The sequence below is a fragment of the Bacillus sp. F19 genome, from assembly GCA_023823795.1.
Classification (GTDB): Bacteria; Bacillota; Bacilli; order Bacillales; family Bacillaceae; genus Bacillus_P.
On record CP085710.1, the window covers coordinates 4,124,360 to 4,150,700 of the forward strand.

The 26,341-nt window shown below is 38.8% G+C and carries 29 protein-coding genes, 1 tRNA gene, 1 pseudogene and 1 other annotated feature; of the genes and pseudogenes, 11 read left to right on the top strand and 20 right to left on the bottom strand.

Annotated elements, in window-relative coordinates:
* The first annotated feature begins 14 nt into the window (after window positions 1–14).
* From LIT25_21285 to LIT25_21295, 3 genes are all read left to right on the top strand, one after another.
* Entirely contained in the window at window positions 15–527 is a 513-nt protein-coding gene (locus tag LIT25_21285; GenBank protein ID USK36365.1) for a DinB family protein, read from the top strand.
* A 533-nt stretch (window positions 528–1,060) separates the two neighbouring features.
* Window positions 1,061–1,133: transfer RNA gene (locus tag LIT25_21290), tRNA-Ala, on the top strand.
* A gap of 119 nt (window positions 1,134–1,252) precedes the next feature.
* Window positions 1,253–2,302 carry a tyrosine-type recombinase/integrase gene (locus tag LIT25_21295; protein ID USK33056.1) on the top strand — a complete coding sequence of 350 codons (1,050 nt, stop codon included), beginning with the start codon at window positions 1,253–1,255 and terminating at the stop codon, window positions 2,300–2,302.
* A 24-nt stretch (window positions 2,303–2,326) separates the two neighbouring features.
* Here the strand turns inward: LIT25_21295 and LIT25_21300 are convergent, their stop codons facing one another.
* The gene (locus LIT25_21300) at window positions 2,327–2,545 is read right to left on the bottom strand and encodes a hypothetical protein (GenBank protein USK33057.1); all 219 of its coding nucleotides are present in this window, start codon (window positions 2,543–2,545) and stop codon (window positions 2,327–2,329) included.
* A 130-nt stretch (window positions 2,546–2,675) separates the two neighbouring features.
* Here LIT25_21300 and LIT25_21305 point away from each other — a divergent pair, with 130 nt between their 5' ends.
* Entirely contained in the window at window positions 2,676–3,575 is a 900-nt protein-coding gene (locus LIT25_21305; protein ID USK33058.1) for a hypothetical protein, read from the top strand.
* Window positions 3,576–3,604: 29 nt separating this feature from the next.
* On the opposite strand, the gene LIT25_21310 is transcribed toward LIT25_21305, so the two are convergent.
* The 14 genes from LIT25_21310 to LIT25_21375 all read right to left on the bottom strand — a co-directional run bounded on the left by LIT25_21310 (window position 3,605) and on the right by LIT25_21375 (window position 12,532).
* A complete protein-coding gene (locus LIT25_21310) occupies window positions 3,605–3,838 on the bottom strand; it encodes a hypothetical protein (protein USK33059.1) in 234 nt (77 codons plus the stop codon).
* Between the two features lie 106 nt (window positions 3,839–3,944).
* Window positions 3,945–4,400 carry a hypothetical protein gene (locus LIT25_21315; protein ID USK33060.1) on the bottom strand — a complete coding sequence of 152 codons (456 nt, stop codon included), beginning with the start codon at window positions 4,398–4,400 and terminating at the stop codon, window positions 3,945–3,947.
* A gap of 11 nt (window positions 4,401–4,411) precedes the next feature.
* The gene (locus LIT25_21320; GenBank protein USK33061.1) at window positions 4,412–5,005 is read right to left on the bottom strand and encodes a hypothetical protein; all 594 of its coding nucleotides are present in this window, start codon (window positions 5,003–5,005) and stop codon (window positions 4,412–4,414) included.
* Window positions 5,006–5,457: 452 nt separating this feature from the next.
* Window positions 5,458–6,363, bottom strand: coding sequence for a hypothetical protein (locus tag LIT25_21325; GenBank protein ID USK33062.1), 906 nt, complete (start codon window positions 6,361–6,363; stop codon window positions 5,458–5,460).
* Between the two features lie 102 nt (window positions 6,364–6,465).
* A complete protein-coding gene (locus tag LIT25_21330) occupies window positions 6,466–7,182 on the bottom strand; it encodes a hypothetical protein (GenBank protein USK33063.1) in 717 nt (238 codons plus the stop codon).
* Window positions 7,183–7,248: 66 nt separating this feature from the next.
* Complete coding sequence (locus LIT25_21335) at window positions 7,249–7,995, bottom strand: hypothetical protein (GenBank protein USK33064.1); 747 nt, start codon at window positions 7,993–7,995, stop codon at window positions 7,249–7,251.
* Window positions 7,996–8,152: 157 nt separating this feature from the next.
* A complete protein-coding gene (locus LIT25_21340) occupies window positions 8,153–8,389 on the bottom strand; it encodes a hypothetical protein (GenBank protein USK33065.1) in 237 nt (78 codons plus the stop codon).
* 125 nt (window positions 8,390–8,514) lie between these two features.
* A complete protein-coding gene (locus tag LIT25_21345) occupies window positions 8,515–8,652 on the bottom strand; it encodes a hypothetical protein (protein ID USK33066.1) in 138 nt (45 codons plus the stop codon).
* Between the two features lie 101 nt (window positions 8,653–8,753).
* Entirely contained in the window at window positions 8,754–9,716 is a 963-nt protein-coding gene (locus LIT25_21350) for a hypothetical protein (protein USK33067.1), read from the bottom strand.
* Between the two features lie 273 nt (window positions 9,717–9,989).
* Window positions 9,990–10,223 (bottom strand): helix-turn-helix transcriptional regulator, encoded by a 234-nt coding sequence (locus LIT25_21355; GenBank protein USK33068.1) that lies wholly within the window; start codon window positions 10,221–10,223, stop codon window positions 9,990–9,992.
* 180 nt (window positions 10,224–10,403) lie between these two features.
* The gene (locus tag LIT25_21360; protein USK33069.1) at window positions 10,404–11,387 is read right to left on the bottom strand and encodes a hypothetical protein; all 984 of its coding nucleotides are present in this window, start codon (window positions 11,385–11,387) and stop codon (window positions 10,404–10,406) included.
* A gap of 107 nt (window positions 11,388–11,494) precedes the next feature.
* Entirely contained in the window at window positions 11,495–11,809 is a 315-nt protein-coding gene (locus tag LIT25_21365) for a hypothetical protein (protein USK33070.1), read from the bottom strand.
* Window positions 11,806–12,183 (bottom strand): hypothetical protein, encoded by a 378-nt coding sequence (locus LIT25_21370; GenBank protein USK33071.1) that lies wholly within the window; start codon window positions 12,181–12,183, stop codon window positions 11,806–11,808. The genes LIT25_21365 and LIT25_21370 overlap by 4 nt, the downstream gene beginning before the upstream one ends.
* 4 nt (window positions 12,184–12,187) lie before the next feature.
* Window positions 12,188–12,532: a hypothetical protein gene (locus LIT25_21375; GenBank protein USK33072.1), complete on the bottom strand. Its 345-nt coding sequence runs from the start codon at window positions 12,530–12,532 to the stop codon at window positions 12,188–12,190.
* 188 nt (window positions 12,533–12,720) lie between these two features.
* On the opposite strand from LIT25_21375, the gene LIT25_21380 reads away from it, so the two are divergent.
* On the top strand, window positions 12,721–12,975 hold the full coding sequence (locus LIT25_21380) for an XRE family transcriptional regulator (GenBank protein USK33073.1): 255 nt from the start codon (window positions 12,721–12,723) through the stop codon (window positions 12,973–12,975).
* A gap of 185 nt (window positions 12,976–13,160) precedes the next feature.
* Here LIT25_21380 and LIT25_21385 read toward each other — a convergent pair whose 3' ends face one another.
* Window positions 13,161–13,637, bottom strand: coding sequence for a hypothetical protein (locus LIT25_21385; GenBank protein USK33074.1), 477 nt, complete (start codon window positions 13,635–13,637; stop codon window positions 13,161–13,163).
* A gap of 122 nt (window positions 13,638–13,759) precedes the next feature.
* Between LIT25_21385 and LIT25_21390 the strand changes: the two genes are divergently transcribed.
* The 3 genes from LIT25_21390 to LIT25_21400 all read left to right on the top strand — a co-directional run bounded on the left by LIT25_21390 (window position 13,760) and on the right by LIT25_21400 (window position 16,240).
* Complete coding sequence (locus LIT25_21390) at window positions 13,760–13,972, top strand: hypothetical protein (GenBank protein USK33075.1); 213 nt, start codon at window positions 13,760–13,762, stop codon at window positions 13,970–13,972.
* A gap of 200 nt (window positions 13,973–14,172) precedes the next feature.
* Complete coding sequence (locus tag LIT25_21395; GenBank protein ID USK33076.1) at window positions 14,173–15,096, top strand: hypothetical protein; 924 nt, start codon at window positions 14,173–14,175, stop codon at window positions 15,094–15,096.
* Window positions 15,097–16,006: 910 nt separating this feature from the next.
* Window positions 16,007–16,240, top strand: a complete 234-nt coding sequence (locus LIT25_21400; protein ID USK33077.1) for a hypothetical protein — start codon at window positions 16,007–16,009, stop codon at window positions 16,238–16,240.
* A gap of 523 nt (window positions 16,241–16,763) precedes the next feature.
* Here LIT25_21400 and LIT25_21405 read toward each other — a convergent pair.
* Window positions 16,764–17,432 (bottom strand): DUF4241 domain-containing protein, encoded by a 669-nt coding sequence (locus tag LIT25_21405; protein USK33078.1) that lies wholly within the window; start codon window positions 17,430–17,432, stop codon window positions 16,764–16,766.
* A gap of 70 nt (window positions 17,433–17,502) precedes the next feature.
* Window positions 17,503–17,706, bottom strand: coding sequence for an SMI1/KNR4 family protein (locus LIT25_21410; protein USK33079.1), 204 nt, complete (start codon window positions 17,704–17,706; stop codon window positions 17,503–17,505).
* A gap of 87 nt (window positions 17,707–17,793) precedes the next feature.
* On the opposite strand from LIT25_21410, the gene LIT25_21415 reads away from it, so the two are divergent.
* Window positions 17,794–18,021: a 4-oxalocrotonate tautomerase family protein gene (locus tag LIT25_21415; GenBank protein ID USK33080.1), complete on the top strand. Its 228-nt coding sequence runs from the start codon at window positions 17,794–17,796 to the stop codon at window positions 18,019–18,021.
* A 382-nt stretch (window positions 18,022–18,403) separates the two neighbouring features.
* Here the strand turns inward: LIT25_21415 and LIT25_21420 are convergent, their stop codons facing one another.
* On the bottom strand, window positions 18,404–19,417 hold the full coding sequence (locus LIT25_21420) for a DUF3231 family protein (protein ID USK33081.1): 1,014 nt from the start codon (window positions 19,415–19,417) through the stop codon (window positions 18,404–18,406).
* A gap of 472 nt (window positions 19,418–19,889) precedes the next feature.
* Between LIT25_21420 and LIT25_21425 the strand changes: the two genes are divergently transcribed.
* The gene (locus LIT25_21425) at window positions 19,890–20,069 is read left to right on the top strand and encodes a small acid-soluble spore protein H (GenBank protein USK33082.1); all 180 of its coding nucleotides are present in this window, start codon (window positions 19,890–19,892) and stop codon (window positions 20,067–20,069) included.
* Window positions 20,070–20,369: 300 nt separating this feature from the next.
* Window positions 20,370–20,608, top strand: a binding site (T-box leader).
* Between the two features lie 51 nt (window positions 20,609–20,659).
* Window positions 20,660–23,755, top strand: coding sequence for an isoleucine--tRNA ligase (gene ileS / locus LIT25_21430; protein USK33083.1), 3,096 nt, complete (start codon window positions 20,660–20,662; stop codon window positions 23,753–23,755).
* A 1,205-nt stretch (window positions 23,756–24,960) separates the two neighbouring features.
* Here the strand turns inward: ileS and LIT25_21435 are convergent.
* Window positions 24,961–26,234, bottom strand: a pseudogene (locus tag LIT25_21435) (IS110 family transposase).
* Window positions 26,235–26,341: the final 107 nt, after the last annotated feature.

Genomic DNA, 26,341 nt, shown 5'->3' on the forward strand with positions numbered 1-26,341 from the left:
TGCACATCACTAGAATGAAGGTGAAGGGAGAGAGCAAGATGCTGGAACATTCACAGGCAGTACGCTCTGAATTACTGAACGAAGTCAAAAACATGACAGATAAACAGCTCAACCAAAAACCTTCACAGGACTTTTGGAGCCCAGGCCAAATCCTTCAACATCTCTACTTAATGGAGCGTGTCATCACAGGAGGCATGAAACAGGTTCTCATGTCGGGCGAAAAGAAAGAAGTAACCGAAAAACCGCTGGAATTGGTCATCGATCGTTCCCGCAAAGTCCCGGCACCCGAAAACCTCAAACCAGCCGAAGAATCATACGTAAAAGAAGAACTCTTATTAAAACTTGAAGAATCACGCAGGGAGCTGATTAACTTTGCAAAAACGGCACCCGTCCAAGCCCTGAACGAAAAAGCAATGAAGCACCCTCACCTTGGCGAGCTTTCCTTAAAGCAATGGGTTGAGTTTATTGGGTATCATGAAAAAAGGCATTTGCTGCAAATAGCAGAAGTGAAAAGTGAGGCTAATTAAGAAGTAAGAGGATTTTCCTCTTGCTTTTTTTCTTTTTTATAACAGTCATATCGTATAATAATGTAATTTAAGTGAAAAACCCGAGTATACAGACGCTGGAGAATTCATTGCCGATTTCCACGCTTTCTCTACCGAAACCACTGGCTGGGACCGAATCTACAGCTTAAACATGTCCGATCAAACCGCCCGCGCCGCCGCAGCAAAGCATATGCCTCACACTTCGTCCCGCTTGTTGAAGATCCAGCATTAAAAACGGACCTTGAATCCATTATCCGCCATCCCGAAAGTGTCATAAACGCCGACACCTTCCAAACCCTCCATCGCTATTTTCATGACTTGGATATCGTTTTTAATGGGTATGTGCATGTGGACTTTTTTGGAGTGATTGAGAGTGAGTGAGGCTTTTATAGTCTATTTTGAAATTAACAGTCAAAATATTTTTGTTTTGACTGTTAATTCCTATTGCAAGTATGCTTCAGAGGCGGTATAATTTATAATATCGCAAATGAAATTTTGCAGATTCCTTATTATACGGGGCATTAGCTCAGCTGGGAGAGCGCTACGCTGGCAGCGTAGAGGTCATCGGTTCGATCCCGTTATGCTCCATCTATTGATTTACCAACGTTTTTACAACGTAATATGTTCGGCAGCGTTACGGTACTAATTCCGACAGCGCAACGCCCTCTTGTACGGTGACATTATCGTATAGGAGGGCGTTTTTTATTTTGCATTCGGAGAACAGGCGCGGAAAGCGTGTTAAGACGGACAGAACGATTAAAGGTTCGCGCAAGAATATCTATTCGATCAGTGCGTTATTGGAGAAGGCTTATTTCGCAAAAAAGGCGGAAGGTTTAGCGGAAGGAACGCTATTCAGATATAAACATTCACATTCGCTTTTATTGGAATACTTAACGCAAAATGACGTCACTGATATTCGGGACTTGTCGCTAGATATCTGTCGCAAATTTGTTACATGGCTCCTAGAGGAACGCGTTAAAAATGACGGTCATAAATACAAGCCGGATTATGAAAAAACCAACGGAGTATCTCCTCGATATGCAAACGATATTATTAAGACGTTGAAAACATCATTCAGCGTGCTTGTAGCGGATGAATTAATCGTAGGGAATCCGTTTGAAAAGGTTAAAGTGGTAAAGCAGCCAGAAAAATTAATCGAGGTACTTTCGGTAGATGACCTGAAACGTTTATTAGGCGTAATGGATCGTAGAGATTATGCCTCCTTTCGCGATTATGTAGTAGTTAACGTAATACTAGATACGCTTTGTCGCGTTGGAGAAATACTGTCTTTGCGGCTTACAGACGTCGACTTATCTCGTAAAGAAATCGTTATCCAGGCGCAGAATACTAAGACACGCAAAGGACGAATACTCCCGATACAATCAAGAACTGCGCGGTTAATAGGCGAGCTTATTACCGAAGTATCCGAATTTGAGAGCGAATATATCTTCCTCGCGAATTACGGCGAGCTACTTACGACTAATAATTTCCGCAAAAGGTTATCGGCTCATGCGAAGAAGGCCGGCATTAAGAAGAAAGTTCATCCACATCTATTGCGCCATACAGCAGCGACTCTTTACCTCGAAGCTGGCGGTAATTTACGCTATCTTCAAGCGCTACTAGGACACACTGACCAACGGATGACGTCACGCTACACTCACATATCTAGGGCGTCAATTGCGGATAACCATAGCCTATACTCGCCGCTCAACCAAGTAGTTGGAAACTTAAATAAACCGCGTAAAACTAAGCGGTAATGTAGGGACGTCTCCGGACGTCTTTTATTTGTATTTGCCGGTATAATCCCACTTTCCCGCTTCAATCTTTTCGAGGTTATCCGATATCAGTTGGCGCAGTTCCTCCGGAAACGTTTCATCGTCCAATCGCTTTAACGGAACCTGCCATATTCCTCCGCGGCCAAAGTCCATCGCCTGGACAACGATATCTAAATTACCGTGAATGTCTGATTTCTTTTGCGTTAACATAATTGCGTAACTCAACGCAATCACCTCCGTATAGTTATTATATACGAATGTACGTTCTTTTATATAGCTCTAAAATATTTATTATATTTAAAGTTTTTCCAATTAATAGTATAATAAGTGCAACTTGATATATGGAGCTGGAGTAATGTCTAGATTTGGAATACTTGTTGGAAATGGTTTCACTTTAGATTATTCAATACCACGAGAATTACACTCTTCTTACCCATTAAGCACTTTCAGAAGTAGTAAAATAAGTTATAAAGATTTCATTAACAAGCTACCTGATGTAAAAAAGGACTTGTTACAACAAAAAGGAAGCTCTCATTTTAACCGAATAAGTGACTATATTGATAAAAACTGGTCAGACGCTAATAAAAACTGTCAACTAAGAAGATTCTTAGCACTAGCTTATTCAACTTTTCAACTTACTCTTGATAATCATGATATCAATGAGTGGAGATGGACTGACTGGTTAAGGGAAAATAAAGAAAATCTCGTTTGTGCTATATCTTTTAATTATGATTTAGTTCTTGAAAATGCATTTAGAGCGGCAGATACTTCATTTTATCGAGTTGGAACTAATGAAGATATAGGTAATATCCCAATTTTAAAACCACATGGATCACTTGATTTTGATCTTCCAGATAAAATTATTAGCTGCCCTATAGAACAGAGATGGAATATTTCAACTAAACTAAATGATGCGCAGTATGTTCAAACAATTCCAAAGTCTGACTGGTTGATACCAAGAATGGAAGCCGACATAATACCACCATCTTTGCATAACATACAATTAAGATTAAGTTGGATTCAAAAAATGTTTAATATTTATTTAGAGCAAGTCCGTCAAATGGATTCTTTTGTTATTGTAGGATCTTCGTATTGGGGAGTCGATAGAAATGAAATAGATTTCTTTTTAAAAAATTTAAAAAAAGGATCAAAAGTTTACATAATTGACCCTAATCCAAACATTGACCTTATAAGAAAAGTCCATTCCTTAGAGTTATTATTTTCGGAGCCAACTAAAAAAGGATTACCTTGGTAATTAAAAGCATCTACGTTATGTAGGTGTTTTTAATTTATCACAATGTAATCCTTTGAATATATACCATATTGATTTCCATCACATACTACAAGCCCAGTCTTCGGAGATAATACCTCCTTAACAATCCAAACACTTCCTAAAGGATACCTTATTTCACCCCAACCAGGATGATTTTCTCTGACTACCATTATTTTATCCCCGACATTGGCTGTTTTCTTTAATCCAGCTATGACAACCACCCCTTGGTTATATTGTATTCTCATTAATATTGTAATTCCATAGAAATATAATACTTATAACTCTTTTTTATTCTAAAGCATTAACATATTAGCATGTATTTTAAAAGCCCAGCCGAAGCCAGGCGTATATTTACTGTAGTCTAGCTTTCATTTCTTTGATTTTCTCTGCAACCTCATCGTCTGTAAGTGGGCGGTATTCTCTATTTATGGCGTCTGTGTTCGTAACTTCCGATTTATTAACGAGTAATCCCATGCGCTTATAGTAGAGCTCAAGCGCTTTGATGGATCCGAGTCCGTTCGCCCCGCCCCTTAAACATAACTCGCGTAGCATAGCGTCTGCTTCTGATTGGAAAGAATCCGTAACACGATATGAGATGGCGTTACAGTACGCTATAAACTTCGCATCCTTTGAACGCCAGTTGTAGAGTGTTTTCGTATCAATGCCGCATTCTTCCGCGATTTCATCATACGTCTTGGACTTGGCGCCTCCGATCGATTCGATATCGCCATTGACGAGCAGCCATGCAGCTTTTCTTTGGACTCCGCTTATCTGAACCTCTAATTGGTCAAATGTAAGATTGTTCATAATTTCCTCCTTTATATAATTACGTTGTGGTTTACTTCGTCTAACTCGGATTCGATTTCGTTATAGTAAGCGAGAGCTTCGTCATAATCACTTATCGAAGGTCCGGAATGATCTGCCTTTTCTTCTAATATCTCTTGTACCGATTTAGTATCGTAAATGTCCGTCATTATGTCATCGATGCGGAAAACGTTGGCGATCCCTCTAACTGCGGACTTAGCTTCGATACTTCCGTTTGAGTATAATTCCATCACATGCAGTAAATCTGTAGCGTTTACCCATTGACCGCAATGCTCCGGATTTATAGACATACGCAAAAGTTTCAAGTCATTCTCGTATTTATCGAAGTCGCCCATTTCTACTGGAAGATCGCTATAGAGTAAGACGTCAGCTAAGTCTGCTGCGAAACCAAATATCGGCTTTACTCGCTCAACTAGGATCGCACTTAACTCAGGCGATACAAAGTCGCGCGGCGCTTCCGGTTTCTGTCCTTTTGATAAACGAAGTGCTAATCGTTTCTCTTCATTTTCCTCAATAAGTTCATCTAATTTCTGAATCTCCGCAAATATATCTTCGTTTGTTTGACTACCTTCAGGTAAATAAGACATTACTTAAACCCCCTTCATGCCGCCTATGCGCGCTTTATAGCTGAGTTCTGTCGATAACTTACGCGAGATAATATCTGCCAATCCGTTTGGATCGCCTTGATCGACGTTTTGAAACAATCGCTTAATAGGCTGATATGTCTCCGATCGGCCTTGCTCAACTTTAGAGCGTTAATCTTGCGCAATCCCTCTGCGACTTTCTTTTCTGCATCCTTGAACGCGGCGATAATGATTTCGTCACTACCGGACTTACTGGCTACGGTTAACTGGCGACCTGGTACCGTAATGTTTTCGTCAATGATACGTTTAACATCGTGTAGAATTGTTCATTTTGTCAGCTCCTTTTCGGTAATAGAAAAAGGGCCTCCGATTATGGAGAACCCTTTGACCTTTTTAGAATTAAAAAGAACGCCGGTGAGGGCGTCCGATAAATGGCGCTATAGAATTACGAGTTCTTAACAATTCTTTAAATCTTTAAACAACTGTGGCTCTTTAAGAGCCTGTTTCAATGTTGTTTTTAAAATCTTATGAATTACTTTTGAAACATGATCAAACTTAACTAAAACCTTCAAATCGCCATTAAAGTCTGCAAAATCACCATGTGCAATATCACTACGATACTCATATAATTTGGCAATAACCTTTTCATATCGAACATCCCCAAAAAATTCAGAGAAATTTATCGGATCTTCAAAACGATTATTTAATAAATTTAACTTTGTTTTTATCTGGTGTGTAATAGAGACTTGGCCTTTATGAACTAATAACGCCTCTAAGATGGAGAACATCCCAAGTATATAAAAAGGAGATTGATTTGGAATATTCCTCAATTGATAATAATCATCTAGAGCTTTTGCAATATAAGTATATTCAACTTTATTAAATTGCTCTAATAAATTATAAATATCTTGAATTTCAATGATGTTAGTTTGGGAAATTTCTTTGAACTCATAATTTGCTCTAGTAGTATTTTCTGCTATAAAATTTGAATAGGAAAACTGCTGGTACATACTTACTAACTTGGGTAACTTTTCGAACAAACTGAATAAATCACTTGTTGAAAGAAGTAAGGCTAATTTTATATTAAATCTTGATTGTGATTCATTGTGCTCAACTATCCAATAATTCCAATCCTCAAAATTTTCAGTATGGTAATATCTAACATTGTCGTCTTCCTCACCCTTTATTAGCTCATAATTCATTGAGAAGAAACTAATGTTACCTGTTGTGTTTTTAATAAATTCTACCTGTTGTCTATTAGCTTTTTTCAAGTAATAATCTTGAATTAATTGAACTTCCTGTTCTTCCATTAATAACTTTATTCTGTCGCCGAGAAAAATGAAACCTTTGTTATTGGTCACTAAGATAATCTCCTTTTTGCTAATTATCTTACAACTATCAATTTTATTCAATTTGATAAATAAAAAGAGCCCTCGCGATGAGAGCTCCGATTGTGTTATTTCTTATTCGGTTTCTTCTGCTTGTTTTGCTTCAAAGTAACTCTCCGGATTATTCATTTGCTCGAATGTACCGCGCTCGAATTGTTGGCCTACGCTATCGGATACGGCAAAGTTAAAAATTCTTGCATCCATCATACCTTCGACGGCTTCGATAACTTCCTTCGCTTCTTTCTGTTCATCAGTTGCGAATGAGCTGTTTAATCTTCCGTATACTTCGCTAAGAGCAAGCTTTATTTCTCCGGCTTCTGCTCCTGTTGCGCTACTGATGATCGGAGTAATTACGCTAGAAAACTGACTGCAGAAATCACTCGCAATAAAAGGATCCGAGATTGATTTTACGAAGTCTTGGACTAGCGCTTTCGCAGATGAAGGCTTTAGCGATAGCATGACGTTTGTTCTAAGTTCCTCAACTTGTGCGCGGTACTTGGTCATCGTCTTTTCGTCAGGCTGTTTTAATGGCGCATCCAGGAGTTTTTCTGCGGTTGCTTTGGCTTTATTTAACTCGCCCTGATATTCATCTTTGATTTGCTTTGATAGCCTTAAAAGGTCTTCTTTGTAATCATCTTTAAGACTCTGGATTGCTAGGTCTTTACCAATCCTAGATAGTGTTTTACTTGTTCTGATTTGCGCGATATCAGCCTGCATCTTCTTCATTAATTCTAAATACTTAGTTGTTGAATTTTGCTTGATTAAGTGAGCTGCTTCGATATTTGTTTTCATGTGATAATCCCCTTTATAGTTGGTTTTTTAATAAATAAACGCCGAATCAATTAAGACTCGACGCGGTTATCTCTTATTCGGATTGTGTTGGTTGTGCTTATGATCCTTGAACGTCTTATGTGTCATCTGTAATCGTCTGAACGCTCCGTCTGCTGATCCCGGCAGTGATTGCGCAATCTTTACGGCAAGCATATCGCCCGACTTAACCTCTTCTAACCTTCCGTATAAGTCCTTCGCTTTTCTCGTTAATTCATCCGCAAATTTATGTCCATGTGTTGCCTCAGTAACACGGCTAATTTCCTGCAGTAACGCCAGCTTGCGAGTGTCCGTCATATAGGGTACTTGGGCGATCAGGCTGTCTAGCGTGACTCTGCCGTCTCCTAGTTTAATTGCGGTAACTGTCTCGGAAACTACATCTCTCGCTGCCTTGCGCTCATCATCTGAAATAAATCGGCGCTTGTTTGCCGCATCTCTCATCGCTTCCTCTTTCATAGCTTCAACGATTCCGGAATACTGACGATTGAGCTCCGTTACTTCCTTCTCTAATTCGGATTTCATTTCAGCAGCATAGAAATCGATGGCGCCTTCGACTTTATATTCCGGACGCGGACTTTTAATCATCTCGTCATACTTCTTTCGATATCTTGCTACCGCATTATTAATGCCGTTTTCTAGCTCATCTAATTTGTTAAACTCTACGACGATCCCATTTCCGCTACGCTCGATTTGATATGCTGAACTCGGATCCATTGACTGTAATGATTGACTAGGTAATCCGTTTACTTCGCTTGTTAAAAATACTTTCTTTTCCATGTGTAATTCCTCCGTTTTATAATTTTTCTACTATTGATGTTTTATATTTCTCGGAACAATGCGGCGATCAATCGGTCCTCTTTAAAAATCTCGGCTACAAGTTCGTAACCTTCAGTAAATGTCAGGCGGTGAATTTCGTATAAATTGGTAGTGTAAATCATAGCGCTGTACCTTCAATCATCGCTTTGTACGGCGAGTCTATATCGATAACTTCGTAACCTTCTTTAGTTGCGTATTTTATGGCGTCTTCTATCGTTGCCTCAATGATGCTTGCGAAGTAAGAGGACGGCCGGATAAGCGTCTCCTGTCCGTATATTTCTCCGGTTCCTATGTCGACAACTGATGTTTTTAATATTGATTTGTTAATAGCTTGATGGATTACGACTTGTTTCATTTGTGATCACTTCCTTTTGAGATAACGTCGATCTTGTCGTTAATCCCTTTTAGTTGGCTCAATAACTCATCTAATTGTTTAACCGCGTCTTTCTTCATCCCTCATCCATCCCCCATCATTTTTGTTTAGTTCAGTCCTAGCACTGTTTGAATCTGCTTGATTACTTTTTTAATCTCAACGTTCGCGTAATAATCTGCAGCCTTTAACTCTCCAAGCACGCGTAGAAAGTCAATCAGCAGTTCTGTGCGTTTTTTCTCCTCCATCCTCATCCATCCCCCTTTCGATTTATGTAGCGTCTCTCCACGTTTCAGCTTCATCAAGACATAATAAAAAGCCCCGCGATTGCGAAGGCTCTAGTTTCGTATTAATTTAAATTGTCGCTAAGAGTGAATAATGCCTTTGCTACAGCTAACGTCTCAGGTTTTCCCGCGAATACTAAGTCAGGGCTTATGATGACGCCTTTCTTACCGGCTGCCTTGTAGCTTGTTCCGTAATACCCGAATACCGGCTTACCTTCGTACTTGATTTTCTCGATTATGCTGACGAGATTTTCTGTCCGTTTGTATCCAAGTAATGCCGCAAGCTTCGATACTGACATCGGCTTGATTAGTTCTAAATTGCTTTCAGTCGGATTAAAGCAGATAACGTTGTAACCGAAGTTAACAAATGGCAATACAGCGTAGAGAGTCGCCAGCTGCTTAATCGTCCGTCCGTTATATGCGTGATAAAGCTCTCGCGCAGTATTCCGGAATAATCTAACGTAAGACTTATCGCTGATATCGTAGTTGTTTTCTTTCATATTACCGCGATAGAATAACGTCGGATTCATAAAAAGATGACCTGTTTCTTTATCTTCCGCGATTATCTCCGCATCCAATAGCCGATGAAAGAGCTCCGCAAATCCGCCGTGAGACATCCGCGTTAAGGTTTCTAGCCCTCTCCGGTCGATCGGTACGCCGTTATCGTACTTTAGCTGACCGTCACCCCATCCGGTATAAGTTCCGATAAACATAACCCTCGCGAAATCAGACTGAGTTAAATTGGGAAAAGTCGCGTCCATAGTCGAAAGTGAATTAAACATCGCGAATACAAACCCCCCGTTTTCATTTTCGTGGTCAGCCATATCTGAATTGTTCTTGAATGCCGTAACCTGTGCTTCCGTTGTTTTTAATACGATTTCTACGCGGTCAGATACATCGTTTCCTTCATTGTCAGTAATTACCCCGTTTTTAATGGTCGCATTCTGCTTAATAGATAGATGGCGCGCTTTTTGCTTAGTTGATAGGTTGCTCCATACCCTTTGTTCTTCCATCCCGTTTCTGCTCATTTTCTTTCCCCTTTCCAAAAAGTTCGTTTTTCATGAACAAATCAGCCAAAAGTTTCGTTTTTCGTGAACAAGCTAAAAGCGCCTTCAACCTTACAGCCGCAAGGGTTACAGCGTTTTTTGCGTTTGCTGGTATATCTTAGTCATCTAAGACCTTGCGCCTTCACATTCGTTCGGCGCCATACTTTTTCTCTTTAAAACCTTTTCGCAATAAGAATATATAATACATACCGTTGAGGGCGGTTTTACCCGAAACGGAGGGCGCCTTTTGCCCTGTTACTTACCGTTATTAAACGTTTTAATAAGATCGTCTAACTGGCGCAATAACTCCGGAGTAAGTCCGAATTCACCCGTTACCTTCTTGCGCACATCATCCGATATTATTCTTTCGCCGCGCTCAAGCTTCGTAATCAGCGACTGACTTACGTTAAGCCGGTCCGCCATCCCTTTTTGCGATAATCCGCTTAAACCGCGAATAACGTTTAAAAGCTCTGGGTTCATCCCGTGCATAATGCGTCATCCTTTCGTTTGTCATTTTTAGTACAATTAAGTAAATAAAAAGCGCCTTAATCCGTTAGGCATTCGGATCAAGATCCTCTATATAAAGGCTAGATAACTAAAGCCTTAAAAGTTGCATACTACTTTAAAAACCCTCTTCCCACATATTTAAAAATACTGCATTTTGTGACGTTATTTTACCTTCTTTCGAATCCTGGATAACTTTTTTCTAAATCCATCGTAAGAAACGCCCATCTTTTCCGCGATGTACTTGCTAGATATGCGCAGTTCTCCTTCTTCGTTGCATGTGTAGTTATCCGTTTCTCTACTGTCGAAGTCCGCTAGTACAATCTGCATGATTGCGTCCATGAAGTCGCGCTGACTCTTCGATAATTTATCCGCGTGTCCTCTATAGTCAACGCCTAGAATCGTCTCATACAAGTTCTCCGGAAAGTGAGGATTTATGATACTGCTGTTCGTTCTCCCATAACCACTCTTCCTGCGGATCCGGCGCAATCCATTCCTTTTAATCTCATCGTCGGAAAGCTTGCTGCTAAACGTTTGATTGATATACTTAACGATTTCACTGTCCGTCTTGCTTGCGTCAACATACTTTAGAGCGTATTCTAGCGCCTTTATTGCCGATTGATTAACTTCTGCTATACGAGCATCTTTCTCTTCCTTAGAACGCATCATAGATGAATAGAATTGTTCGAATAAGCTTTCGAAATGTGCACGCTGGCTCTTGTTAAACATATCTTCGAATCGCTCACCGATATCCTTTAACTGCGGCTTCAACTGTTCGAACAGGTCGGCCGTTAGGGTAAAGTAATACTGATAGTAATCTTTATCGTAGATTTCCGCGTCAAACTTAATGCCAAAGTCTATATAGATAATCGATAGTAGGCGCTGGAAATCCTTTTCGTAGCTGGCCCAAACGTGCTCCTCTTTACCGACACTTTTCATAATTAACTCGCGCATAGCTCTAATGCGATATGCAATGTAATCTTCCGGATTCTTTAGCGAGATCGTTATATCGCCGCTCGGACTCTTACCTTTAACCCTTTCGCGTGTCCAATTCTCCATGAAGCGCTGCTCTACCGCAGTCATAATTTTATTGATTATCGTTCTATCTCCGATCGCCTGATATCGTCTTATATCGTCCTGTATCGTCAAAGTAGTTCATCCCCCATCACCCATCAATTATAACGCAGAAAAAAGACAGTTGCCGCTGCCGTTTTTCTTGAATTTTCAATCTATTTATGGTATAATAAGTATATCATTTAAGACTTAAATAGTAATTTCAGAAGTTCGGGAACCGTGAGACTCGCCAAAGCCAACGGATCTTCGAGCTTTTTTGTTTTGCCCGCCAGGTTTAAATCAAAGCGATTGCCGTCGCTATCTACATCGATAAACACTACGTAATCTTCATTACTTACCGCATCTACTTCGCGGAAAACTATCTCGTCATCATTAATTTCATAAACGATTGTCGGAGCGATTAGATAACCGATTGCCGTCTCGGTAAAACGCTCTTTTGTATCGCTAAATCTGCCGTTAAATACTATCGTTATCTTGCGCGGTTGAAATTCCGTCATATCTCTATCGCTCCTAAAACTTCTTCTAGCGACATTGTGCTGTTTAATTGACGCCGTATCTCGCAGGATGTTCGGACCGCTTTACCGTACTGAGTTTCTACCGTCTGGACTTGATCGCGCAGCATATAGTACACCGGCTGAATCTTTTTCATTTCGTCCTTCACAACGCGTCTATGCGTAAGGGTAGTTTTAAGTTTCTGCATTAAATCGCGACCTTCTGCGCCATCTACTGAATCCAAGCGCTCGATATCGTGGTAAGTATCCGCCAGTTGTCTGTCGAGAGCAGATTGTAATCCGTTTAATTTTTCGAATCCTGATTTAACTTCCGCATTCAGCTGCGTTAGTTGTAGGAAAAATTGCTCCGAATAGCTCATACGTTTAGTTCGCTCCTTTACCCTTTTCGACATAACCGGATGCTCTCGCGATTGCAAAGATAAGGTCTGCAGCTGACATCGTTTCAAGCATCCATAAATCGAATTGTTCCGTATCAAACGCAATACCGTGAATGCTGAATACTTCATCAAGAATCAGTCCGGCAGAGTCAATCTTCTCAACCTTAATTTCGTTTTCGTAAATTGTTGCGACAAGACCGTCGGCCAGTTTTAGCGACACCTGTTGCTCCACATACACTTCATAAGGCTCAGGATCGTACCATGTGAAATGCGTATTCACTTCCTCGAAGCTTTCTTTCGGTTCGTTACTGATCCATTCAAATTTACTCATTTTACATTCCTCCAAAGTTTTTTTATGGAGTATTACGCCTTTCGTATAACTCCTAATTTGATTATATTACTACAGGAGTAATACGTCAACAGTATATTCGAACTTTTTTCGATTATTTTTAACTTGTGTAGTAATACGTGTGAGGTCTATGTATAATAGGGATAACGAAGCATAGGGAGAGGATTATTATGCCGTACAAGTTCTTCTTAAAGGAAGTATTAGAGGAAATCGATCAGTCCAGGAATTCAATCGCAGTTGAAGCGAAGGTCAGACCGGCGTCTTTATACGATATATACCACGGGAAAATGAAGAGGATTGAGCTCGAAAGCTTCGGCCGGATCCTTGATACGATTAACATGTTCGCGGAAAAGAAGGGAATCGATAAGCGCTATACGATCGAAAGCATTGTCCGGTATGAATACGAAGGCGAGGGCGTTAACTGACGTCAGAATACATAAAGAAGGCCCCGACAATGACGTCGAGGCTTTTTTATTTGGCGTATTAGTTGGCGCATACAGTCATTTGATTCGCCAGGATAAACCGCGCTATGTCAGGCTGGGATTGCGTTAAATGATGGCGTTATGATCGGGACTATACTACGCATATAACGGTGGAAACAGTTTTCCTATTAAGCACCCTTTACTGATTTCCTAATTACAATTACAGTTTCGAAGTATGATAGTATTGCTTGGAAATCGTCCTCTATATGTTCCCTAGAGTGCACTACGTAATCACCATTATTATATGGACTTATAATTATTTCTCTATCTTCAAAGAATATCGTGGCTCTTACTGCTTTTATACGGCTGCTGTAATACACATTATTATATTCCACATTCATCCTAACAATTGAATTTAAGTTAACCACTTCCCTAGAGATATCCATTTCCAACTGATGTTGATCTTCCGTTGGTTTAGCGGTGTAACTATAGATTTCTAAACTGTCTTCATTTGCGACCATAACCTTTCCCTCATAGTCAGCATTTGATAAATCAACTTCAATTCCAATAGGACTCGATTTACTATAAAAGTTTTCTTTAATAATTGCGCAGAATTTCCTTATAGCTAATTGATCCGAATAATTTAGTCTTGTTAATAACTTCAATGCTTATAACCTCCTTTTTTTGTAATGATTCGACAATTTTTTACCAAAAACCTCCTATAAATTAACATGAAATTAAAATATTTAATTTATAATTATATTTATTTATATCTTGGAGGGACAATATGAGTTTAGAGAGCGCGAATCGCAATATTTTAGAATTTATGAGGTTCGGTAAAATCCGCATTGATATCTTTGAATTTCCGGAATCATACGAAGTGGTTGCGAAGATCGGTCGCTGCAGCTATATTGCAAGAGGTTCCGATAAGTGGGAAACGATTAACAAGGCGCTTGCCCGTGTCGCTCGATTACACCGCGAAATGCAGGAGCCGAAGTAATCCCGAGGTTTGAAAATACTGCGCAAAATAAATCCGGCTTATGTCTAATTTTCACCGCGGATTTGTTTCGTATACTTGTTGAGTCATATGCAGGAGTCTATAAATTTATTTATTTGTAAAAATTATCTTTTTTTGTCTATTAATATCATTTTTTGATAAAATATAACTATTACAAATATCATATAGATTGGGGACAAATTATGGAAATTACTGGAGTGAAAAGAATAAGGAACTGTATGAATTATCTTATTGGTGTTGGAGACTCAGACGTATTTTATTTAGGAATTAAGATAGATGAAACAATTAAATCAAAATTAATCGAATTGGGGTTTAGTGACAAGCAAAATAATGGGGAGTCCCTATGCCCTAAAAATACCTATGGTTCAGTAAGTAAGTTTAATTCATTAGGTGGTCATCTTAAAAGACCTGATTTACCTAAACAAACCACTTATTATTCTTATTGGAGTGAATGGACTCTGAATGGATATTATTATAATGGGATCCAATTTCGCAGTAGAGAAATTATTCATAGAGAAATTATCCCTCCACCATCTTTCGAGTTAACCATTTTAGAAAAAGACCGTAACAAATATATAGTTATTGATAAGCTGTTTAATAACTCAGAGGAATTTTATAAAGAAATAACTCATGGAATAAATTTATTATTAGAGATATTCAAGTCAGCAACTGTGTATAAAGAAGATTTTTCGAATTTTACAACCACTACGAGACAGAAGTTAGATTGGATTGTCCTCCCGAGTGGGGACAGACCATGGGAAACCAGTACACCAGTTATAAAAGAATTTATTGATTCACTTTCAAGAAAGAATCAGCCTGTAATTGTGGATAGATGGTCTAAAATTAAAGAGCATAAGCCTGATAAAGAAATCTTAGGTACAAAAGGGTATAGAGGTTATATAGTTTTTGTTTTCAAAGAAAAAAACATTTCGATATTTGAGAGCGCTTTATATGGCAATGCAACTTATGTTTTTGAAGGTGACTGGGAAGATCTGTCTAAACTTACCAAAGCTGAAATAATAAATGAAAATCTATATAAAGACAGAATAATCCATACTAGAGAATGGTCAACTAAGATTAATAATTTACTTCAAGATCCTGCTTAATGCGGGATTTTTTTTATCCTGAGGTTTAAATTTTACTGCGCATAAGTTTTATACCCCTGGTGAAACGGATTTGAATTTTACCGCCCCGCCCCTTAATTCGATCGATTTGTAAACGACTGTCTTGCTCAGTTGTATGCATAACGCTGCATAGACACGACATTTCTTGTTTACATAATAGAACCTATAGGCAGTTGATACTTACGATGAACCGTGTCAGATCAACGTTTGTTTACTACGAAATATTATACGATATGCACGTTCTTATACATCGTAGTGATACCAACGGTTGCGAGCGCTACATCATCCGTTATTTCCCGCAATAACTGCATAAACTTTGCGCATGATCGACCGCCTTGACCCCGAGGTTTTGGCAGCGTCTCTCCGTCCGGACCACACAGCCGATAAAATGGGTAGTGTTGCACGGTGTGAGTGCGCTAATATCGGCAAATATCGGCAACTAAAGTAATGTTCCGTAATACTGTCATAGTCGCACGATAGACGTCATACATATGTAGTGTAACGCTAATCGAATTACGGGAGGCTATACGCTATGACTAAAGAGAACGCTATTATCTTACTTACGCAGGATAACGTTTACCTTACTGAAGAGGGCCGGTTAATGCTCGAATCACTACTTGCGGAGGAAAGCGAATGTGTTATCGCCCAACCGTAAGATATGACGATGTGTACCGCTCCTATATCAATTCCCTTTTCCGCGCTACTAATCTCGATCGCAATCAACTCATAAGACTTGCGCTATTCACTGCCGGTCACTCAGGCGAATATTACACAATCTTACGTCAGCACAAACGCAAAGACGTCCCTACCCTTCCCTCTCCGATATGGAAGCCGAATCAGCACGGTTATTGGACGGAGCAGGTATTCGCGGTAGAAGAGGAGGTGGATACGGATGCGAGACGTCAGCAAGCGCCAGAGAGACGAGAAAGGCCGCTTCACAATTCAGCCGAACCAATCCGAATTACTAACGCAGGAGGCATTAGATTCTCGCTGGAATAAAGTCGTCATTAAAAAGATCCCGGACACTCACGCAAGCTATCTGATTAAGCAGCGGTTGTTTACCGAGATAGAATCAGAGATTGCACTCATAATTAGTGCAACGCTTGTCTTATCGATATTCATTTAACTTTTACGGCCGGACGTTGAATCGTCTGGTCTATTTTTATCCGCGTTTTCTTTTGCGATTCTAATTAGTGCTGGCTTGATCGCATTGTAGAAGTTCTTTAACGCATCTTCTGACGGTTTATTCATATACGCTCACCTCCTTGTCGCGAAAAAAGTCGACAGCGTAACGGTATGAAACGTTGAAGCGTAACGGTGCTATGCGGTATAATGCGAGTATAATCGTATAAGAGGTCGTTGTAAAACCGTGTGCGCACGCCATTCTTGGCGAATGACATTTCGGAGAGGTATTAACGGACGCTGGCAGCGTAGAGGTCATCGGTTCGATCCCGTTATGCTCCATATCCGAAAACCCTTGTGCAGCAAGGGTTTTTTCTTTTTTTCCTACTTCTGTTTTTTGCTCCTGATAGGATACATCTTAGTAAACAAGGATCTCAAATGATGGCTTTTTTGATAGCCTGCCGATATTAATACATAGAGAAAAGATGTATTAATATCGGCAGGCTCATCTTGGAGAGGATATTCCATTATTCCTCTTCTCTAAAGTCAATCATCACTCCAACAACCTCTTTAGAAACGTTATATTTTACTTTCACTTCGTACATTCCGTCACCATAACCAGACATTGAAACCGCACCACCTGGAACAACTCCGCCCTGTGCATCAGAAGCAACTATATCACAACATGCAACATAATATTTTAATCCATCTTCAGCAATCTCAATGTCATTGACATTTTTCAATTCAAATTGGATAGTATCACCTCTACCAAATGCTTCCAGATCGAAAATTCCAGCTTGTGCAGAGTCAACTCCAATTAGTTTATCGCAATCATGCCATTTCCCACTCGGTTTGTTTTCTCCATAAAATACAAGTAAACTTTTAACCACTTCTTCATTAGAGTAAGAGATGGATGTTGTCCAATTCCCTTTTTTTACATTTGAAAGTATGATTTGCATCTCATTTTCATCATCCACCTGATAACATGGATCAGTAACAATTAACTCTCCACTTTCTACTGTAAAAGTACCAACTGTTTTGGGCTTATTAGTATTCGCTCTCGGTACATACCAATCAATAAATTGGCTTAATGTTGATGCTTTGCAATCGCTTATTCCAGTTTTATCATTCCAGAGATAGATTTGTTCCTGCATAAATCTTTTTCTAATACGGTAGCAGAGTATATCACCATTCATTTTTTCACCAATACAGATCATATCACTAGGTAAATTTTTCGGTCTTTTCTCTCGATTTCGTTTTACAATATCAAATCGTAAATTCTAAATGTTCATCTGTTGGAATAGGGAACAAAGTCCAATCACCAAATTTTGCTCCATTCGTTTCTAAAAAGAGTTCCTTGTATTCATCTGGAAAAATAGCACCAAGTTCTTTTTCTGTTTTTTTCAATTCAAGCAACGACACTCTTGGCACTTTCGAACTTGAATCAATCATGTTAATTACTTTCTTCATCTCTTCTCCTCAATGATAATATTCTAACGTGTTTCCAACTTAACTATATCTTATTTGCAATATTAATTTCTTATATACCTTTTAAGAATGCCTATTATTAACGTTGATTGTTGGGAAGTTTTTAATGAAGAACAAAAACAGGAATGGATCAAGGAGCTGACAGAGGTAACGGTTAACTTGTTTAACATCCCTCCAGACAAAGTTTTAGTTCTTTTAAGAGAGGTTCCACTATCGAATTGGGGGCAAGCAGGGACTGTAGCATCCGATCAAGATTTTTTAGCTATAAGCCGCATTACTGAACTGCCAATTAAATAAAAGACTAATAATCAAAAGGAATCCCTTTAGATTAAGGGATTCCTTATAAGTTAATTTAGGAAGGCAGTTGTTTTTCCAGGGATCTTGCATTTGAACAATTCAACTGGAGGATTTATGAGACGGTATCAGTTTTTAAGCAATTGTACTAATCTGTGTATTCAAAAACTCTGGATAAAAAAGATGCAGCTTTCTAACTGGAAATTTTACCAGCTTTTCGATATAAACCTGCAGGTCATGTTTAAATATTACTAACGATTTTAAAGCCGAAACGATTTCGGAGAAAATCAGGAAGACGTAATATTCTTCTACTGCAGTTCCACCAAACGTACTGGTCCTATGAATATATTCTCTTCCTCCCATACGTTCATAAAATCCAAGTTTCCTACTTTTTTGTCAATTGATTTCGATCCTCAACGTGTGGCGGTTCTTCCATCCAACCATTTTTGACCATAATTTTTCCACCTTGTTTTGCAAAATCAAAAATATTTTTTGCAAGCAGCGCCATTTTCGCCGGCAGATCACTTCGTAAACTAAAGGCGCCGCCAAGTGCATTACTTCCTAGCCCAAATGTACTTAACAAACTGGTATTATACATCATCAATTTATCGGAAAAAGGAGCAACGGTTGAATTGGTTGCTTTTCCGGCATGAGTGGCTGGTGGTTCAATGTAATCTTGACGTAAAAATTCACCTAACGATGTTTCGATTTTCTTTGCTAGTTCCATTCCTTTAATAAAATGGTTTCGGACCTCTTGATCATGTGCTACTTGCGCAAATCCGATCATTAATTGCATCCCCGTAAGGTTTGTCTCAATGGAATGATGAATAAGAGAAATCTCAATTGTATTTAAGGATCTTTCATTACTAAACCAATTCAACCCCCCGGACATATAATTTTTATCTTGTACAAACTTCACTTCCTTTGGCATCGAAACAAATGGGGGTCGAGAAAGAACACCTGTTTCTAAAAGAATATTTGTCGCTTGGTCATATGCCTCTTGTGCTTCAGTTGTTAAACGTCTGAAAAATTGTCTTATATCTTGACGGTAAGACATAGTCGAATAGAGCGCGTAAAGACCAGTTCCTAATTTAGCCATCATATGTAAATACATGACATCATACATAAAATCGAATAACTTGGGAGCCCCTTTATTCACGTCGTTTTCAGTAAACCCAACTGGAATAACCGCACCTTCCTGTTGAAAAATAGATTTCACAAACTCTACACTTTCAGCAGAACGTTCATAATAAGACTGCAGAATTTGCCGTGTTTCCTCTTTTTCAACGTGTTCAAGAAAGTATTCCAGAAATCTCATAATCATTGTTTTGTCTTGATACGTCATCCACAAGTTTCCTAATTCTGAAGATGTAATTGGGACTCGATTTGAACTGCTCATCTAAAGCCTCCTAACCCATTCGTTTTCTTTAACTTTACCAACTTGAAAAATTTTATTAATCCATCTTGTTTTTTTAGTATTAATTTAGAAAAGCACAAATCCAACGGGTGCTTATAATCACACGGCATGTCTTGGCTATTAGTGTTGGGAACACCGTCTATTTAGGGTATAGCAGCCAAAACGAAATAAGGGGCCATTGTAATTTTTATGCACTTTTCATCAAACATTCTTACTCCATAAACTGGCCTTTTAATGGAATTAAATGATCAAACTTTATTTTAAATCTACGTCTTTTATCTATTAAATCGAAAAGTTCTACATTACAGGAATGCTGCCTTTTTAGTTAATCAAAGAAAAATCAAACAACTTTATTATCCACTCAACATTTGGAAGTATTTTAAATACAACAAGTATATCTAAGTAATTTGGAACAAATATTATAACTGTTGCAAATCCAAAGGAGGTGGCTACAATGAACGCACAACGAGCACAGGAAATTACTTCTTCGCCAAGTATGATTAATGTAACCTATAATGGAGAAAGTATCTACATTGAGCACGTGGATGAACAAAATGGAAAAGCTACAATCCATCCCCTTGATGAACCAAATAATAAACAAAGTGTTTCTGTAACCAACTTAAAAGAACAGTAATTTGTTATATTTCCTAGATACATTAATAAACCTCTACCTACGGGTGGTGGTTTATTGGTCATGGAATAACTACAATATGGCCTCAGTCCTAAAATTGCTCAACTCACAATTCTCCTTTAACTAAACCAGCTAATAGGATGTCAATATCTTTCTCTAATTGTCGTTTTTCGGAGTTACAGAAGTTTATTTTCATGGTAGTTCTATAAAAAAAGCGAACCTTATTAAAGATTCGCTCCCTAATTTCAAGACCTATTTGACAACTATTTTTTTGTCTGTTACAATAAATTCCAATAAAAGCATACAAATTCGTTGATGAGAAAAAGTAGCGTTTCGTCTTGATCCACAGAGAGCTGACATTTTGGTGCAAGTCAGTGTTCGAGTGTCACGTGAAAATCCTCTCTGAGAAGTTAGGCCGAATCTTTTAGTAGGTCTGACCGGGTGTCTACCGTTAAAAGGAACACGTATGATTGTACGTTGCTAAGTGCTATTGATCGGATCAATAGAATTAGGGTGGTATCGCGGTTAACCCCGTCCCTTTATGGGACGGGGTTTTTGTATGCTTTTTAAAAAAATTTATAGGAGCGATATCTATGAACTCTAATGAAAGTAAAGAAACAGTTGTACAGCGTGAGGAACAAATACGTAATTATTGGTCAAAAGAAAATACTTTTAAACAATCTGTTCATATAAGAAAAGGTAAGGCACCTTTTGTTTTTTACGAAGGACCACCAACGGCAAATGGACTGCCCCATGTAGGTCATGCCTTTGGGCGAACGATTAAAGATGTCGTGGCACGGTACAAAACTATGCAGGGCTTTCAAGTGGAAAGAAAAGCCGGCTGGGATACACATGGTCTTCCGGTCGAGCTAGGTGTTGAAAAACAACTCGGTATTTCAGGAAAACATGAAATTGAACGCTATGGTGTAGAGTCGTTTATCAATAAATGCAAGGAGAGCGTATTCACCTATGAGAAGAAATGGCGATCATTTACAGAAGAGTTAGGCTATTGGGTTGATATGGACAGTCCTTATATGACATTAAGCAATGAGTACATTGAAAGTGTCTGGAACATTTTAAGTAAGGTTCATAAGGATCGTCTATTGTATAAAGGTCATCGCGTATCTCCATACTGCCCTAGCTGTCAAACTTCTTTAAGTTCCCATGAGGTAGCACAAGGCTATAAAGATGTAAAAGATTTATCGGCTACAGTAAAATTTAAACGTCTTGATGTGGAAGAAGAATATTTCTTAGGTTGGACAACGACACCTTGGACATTACCTGCAAACGTTGCACTAGCGATGAACCCCGCATTAACGTATGTGCGTGTCAAAAAAGAGAATGTGGTTTATATCATTGCCAAATCATTAGCAGAAAAAGTGCTTGGTGAAAATGCAAATGTCTTAAGTGAACATAGTGGCAAAGAATTTGAAGGAGTACATTATGCCCCACCATTTAATTACGTGTCTGTTGAGAACGGACATCATATCGTATTAGCCGATTATGTAACAGAAGATAGTGGAACAGGTATTGTTCATATTGCTCCTGCTTATGGTGAAGATGATTATAAAACCGTTAGGCAAAATGGTTTATCCTTTATCAATGTTGTTGATCAACAAGGACGTTACACAGCTGACGTTGTAGAGCTTTCAGGAAGATTTGTGAAAGACTGTGATGTTGATATCATTAAAATGCTTTCTGAACAAGACACTCTTTTTCATAAGGAAAAATACGAGCACAGCTACCCACATTGTTGGAGATGTGACTCTCCTTTACTTTACTACGCTACGGATAGCTGGTTTATCAAGATGTCGTCTTTAAAGGAGAAAATGCTTGCGAACAATGCAACTGTTGCTTGGTATCCAGAGCATATTAAAGATGGGCGTTTCGGTAACTTCCTTGAAAATCTGGTTGATTGGAATATAAGTAGAAATCGATACTGGGGAACACCTTTAAATGTTTGGATATGCTCGGATTGTCATCATGAAGAAGCACCTGGCAGTATCGAAGAACTACAAAAATTAGCGACAACACCGGTAACAAACGATATCGAGTTGCATAAGCCCTATATTGACCAAGTAAAGTGTACTTGCCCGAAATGTAAAAGTGTCATGCACCGAACGCCTGAAGTCATTGATGTATGGTTTGATAGTGGATCGATGCCATTTGCACAGCATCACTATCCATTTGGAAATAACGAAAAATTCGCATCACAATTCCCTGCTGATGTCGTCATCGAAGGAATTGACCAAACGAGAGGATTTTTCTACAGCCTACTCGCTGTTTCCACTCTATTTACAGGTAAAACACCGTATAAAAATGTCTTGTCACTTGGACACGTACTTGATGAGCATGGTCAGAAAATGTCTAAAAGTAAAGGAAATGCATTAGATCCTCTTGAACTCATAAGCGAATACGGTGCGGATGCACTTCGCTGGTCCTTCCTAGTCGATAGTTCACCTTGGAATCCGAAACGCTTTTCAAAAAAGATTGTGCAAGATGCAAAATCAAAACTAATTGACACGCTGGATAATACGTATAAGTTTTATGCGATGTACTCGAAAATAGATAGCTTTGTGTATGATGGACAGCAAACAGGTAAGAGAACAATCCTAGATGAATGGATACTTTCACGCCTGAATAGTACAGTCAGACTGGTTAATGGCTATATGGATCGCTTTCAATTTACTCAAGCAACACGCGAAATTGCAGCATTAGTCGATGAATTGAGCAATTGGTATGTACGGCGATCAAGAAATCGATTTTGGGCTTCTGGACTTTCTGAGGATAAACAAGCAGCTTACTCAACATTATTTGAAACGCTTACGACAATCAGTCGCTTATTAGCTCCATTTGTACCCTATATGGCAGAAGATATCCATTTGGAGTTACACAAAGACAGTGTTCATTTACAAGACTATCCAAAATCTAACGATTTAATGATCAATTCTGAGTTAGAGGCCGATATGCAAACCATTTTGAAAATAGTGGAACTCGGTCGTAGTATTCGTAATGCCAAAAACATGAAGGTTAAGCAGCCTTTACAGCAAATAATTGTATGGCGTAGTAACGGAGAACGTTTTTTAAACGCTTATACAGCAATCATTAAAGACGAACTTAATGTTAAAGATGTTGTTTATACAGAGGATATATCACAATATGAATCGAATATTTTTAAATTGAATTTTAAAACAGCAGGTGCTGCATTTGGTAAACTGGTAAACTCGATCAAAGAATATGTTGACCACATAACTGATAATGAGAAGAAGGTATTACTAGATCATGGCCAACTACAAATTGAAGTAAAGAATCAAACGGTAATATTAAAGAAGGAGCATATAAACGTTGAATATATAGTTTCATCTGGCTTTGAAATAGCAGGTGATCAGCAGTTAAGGGTGTTATTAGATATAAAACTCACACCTCAACTAGTGGAGGAAGGTCAAGTCAGAGAATTAATCAGAGCAGTACAAGATACACGAAAAAAATTAGATTTGCCTGTCGAGATGTATATATCGATCAAGATCTTCGCAACAGAGGATATTAAAGAAAAATTTCAACGTTTTGAGGGACTAATTAAAGAAAACGTACTTGTTCATCACATTAACTTTGGAATACTAAATGATTCCGAACAGCAGATTGAAGTGAAATTTGATGATGATATAATGAAGGTTTCGTTGGAATATTAGTTAATCGAATAAAAAGATGCACTGCAAACAGTTATATTTTAAAGGCTGTTCACAGTGCTTTTTTTTTACCACAATGCCCATATTCAAACAAGGAAAATATCCATGTTTAGAAATATCATTCTTCTTGCACTATCCTGCTTAAGGCAGCTCTGATCTGTAAGTAAACCAGCTCCTGGTTCTTAATCCAGTCAACCAATCCATAGATCAATGAATTGCGGCTCTCTTCATTTTTTTAACGAATGAGAGGGGTCTTCTTTGATATTGTCGTTTTTCGGAGTTACAGAAGTTTATTTTCATGGTAGTTAATAAGAAAGTTATTTGTCCTATTTTAACCTTCTGGTTGTTTATTCATATAATGTTGAAGACCTATCTGAAAAGGAGTGAAATCATATGGTATTTTTGCCACCACAAGGTCCAATGAGACAACAGCCACAATCGCCTCCCCCGACATTCATTCCACCCAAGCCTTCTGTATCCTATATAATTGACTGTTTATACCAAAACACATATGTTTGGCTAATAAATGGAGAACGCTTTTGGTTTTACCCAACTCGCGTCGAGTATGGTGAAATTTCTGGATATAGATGGAACGGTGTCTTCTGGGTGTTTTATGGTATTGATCCAAGATATATTGATGCTGTTGCCTGTCCTCCAACCCCTACTCTTTACTAAATGCAAAAGCCCCTTGTGGAAATTAAAAACCACAAGGCTTTTTTACATTTATGGCCTCAATAAAAATACGGGTTCATTGATCTATTCTTGAACTCCTTTATTATGATTAATATTTCAATCGCCTTCTTATTCCTGTTAAACTCCCTCTGCTAGATGAGTATTTCTCTCGAATGCTCGCTTATTCGCAGGATTTCAATCCACTTGATAGAATATGAATGAATGAATAAAAGGGGTTATGACCGTTTTGACAATGTGAAGGCAGATGGAAACAGAGGATTCAATATAAATCCTATAATATTCCATATGCTGCACGCATACTCCACGATGCCCCTGGAGGCTTTCCCTCCCATGTCTCAACGGGTCATGTTGACATGCCCTTTCATTCCTTCGTCATGCCTATCCAAGGGGTGGAGGCTGGTTTTGCTAACCTAACGGGTCATTGCCCTTTTGTTTAACACATCCAGTACTCCATGCTTTCTTTGAAATCCTACGAATAAGCCAATACTCGCGAACATCTACTCAAATGGCTATTTTTATGCTGCTTCTTGAGTGATTGGGAATACTCTCTCTGGTACATATTCAGAACCACTTCTAGCCATTCCTACCAAAACTCTAGCGAGTTTACCGCATAACTTCATGACGGATTTTATTTTCTTCATTTTTTTCACCTTCACATTTTTAGAATGAATCGCTTGAAATTCAGGATTATTCATGATGAGGCTCATCGTCGCAATAAACAGGAACCGTCTCAGTCGGGACCTTCCTCGTTTGGACAAAATAATTTGTCCTTTCCATTTACCAGAGCTCGCTTCGGAGAGATGCAGCCCAACATGGCGAAGTAGAGCATTACCGTGAGCGAATCCACTTAAATCACCTGATTCACCGAGAATTCCAGCTAATGTGATGGTGTGAATCCCTTTAATGGCAAGCATCTTTTCAGCAAAAGGTACCTGCATAAGCACATTTGTTACCTCTTGTTCAACGGCTTCAAGTTGGACAGTCGCAAGATCGTATTCCTCTAGTAACTGCTTCAATGGAACTTATGGGCGTTAAGAGCTGATTGAGTGCCGACAGATCGGTTTGCAAGAGTGATCAATGAATGAGCCTTGGCAGTTCCGGCATGTCTCTTCATAACTGTTTTCCATCCTTTCACGATATCATCGGCCTGTAATGAACGAAGTTCAAGTGGAGTAGGAAACAAGCGAAGCGTTGCGATGGCGCCTTTACTAGTCACGTCTTTAAATACGTCTCGAAACTCAGGAAAGACAATGTCGACCCATCGGTTAATCTGGTTGATTGAACTCACACGTCGTTTGTTTACCACGTCCCGATTTGACATGAGGACACGAAGTTTTTCAAATGATTCTGGCGTGTAATAAACGATTGTATAGTAACCATTCTTCACCATATCAGCAATCACAAGTGCATCTTTTTTATCGCTTTTTGATTGAGTATTATCTCTGTTTTCTTTGTTTCTTTTTACGCGATAAGGGTTTACAGTGACAACCTCTATACGTTTTTCAGATAACCATTTTGATAGATTCATCCAGTAATGACCGGTAGGTTCCATCCCGACGGTGGTTTTTCCTAGTTTATATATACGTTTAAGGGAATCAATCCACTGAAGAAATTTTGTAAATCCGCCTTCACTGTTTTCGAATGTCAAAGGATCACCTATTATAATACCCCGGTAGTTTACAGCTCTGGCAACGTGGAAGTGTTGAGCAATATCTACACCCACAACAAGATGGTGATCTGTAATTTTTTCAATCAGTTGATTTTGTTTGTTTTGCATTTTAAAATTCATAGTAGAGCTTCCTCCTTAAGATGGTTTAGATTGGTGTCTATTTCATCTTACTGAGGGGGCCTCTTTTTTTCAAAGTTGAAATTAACTCACTACAGGAATGCTAACTC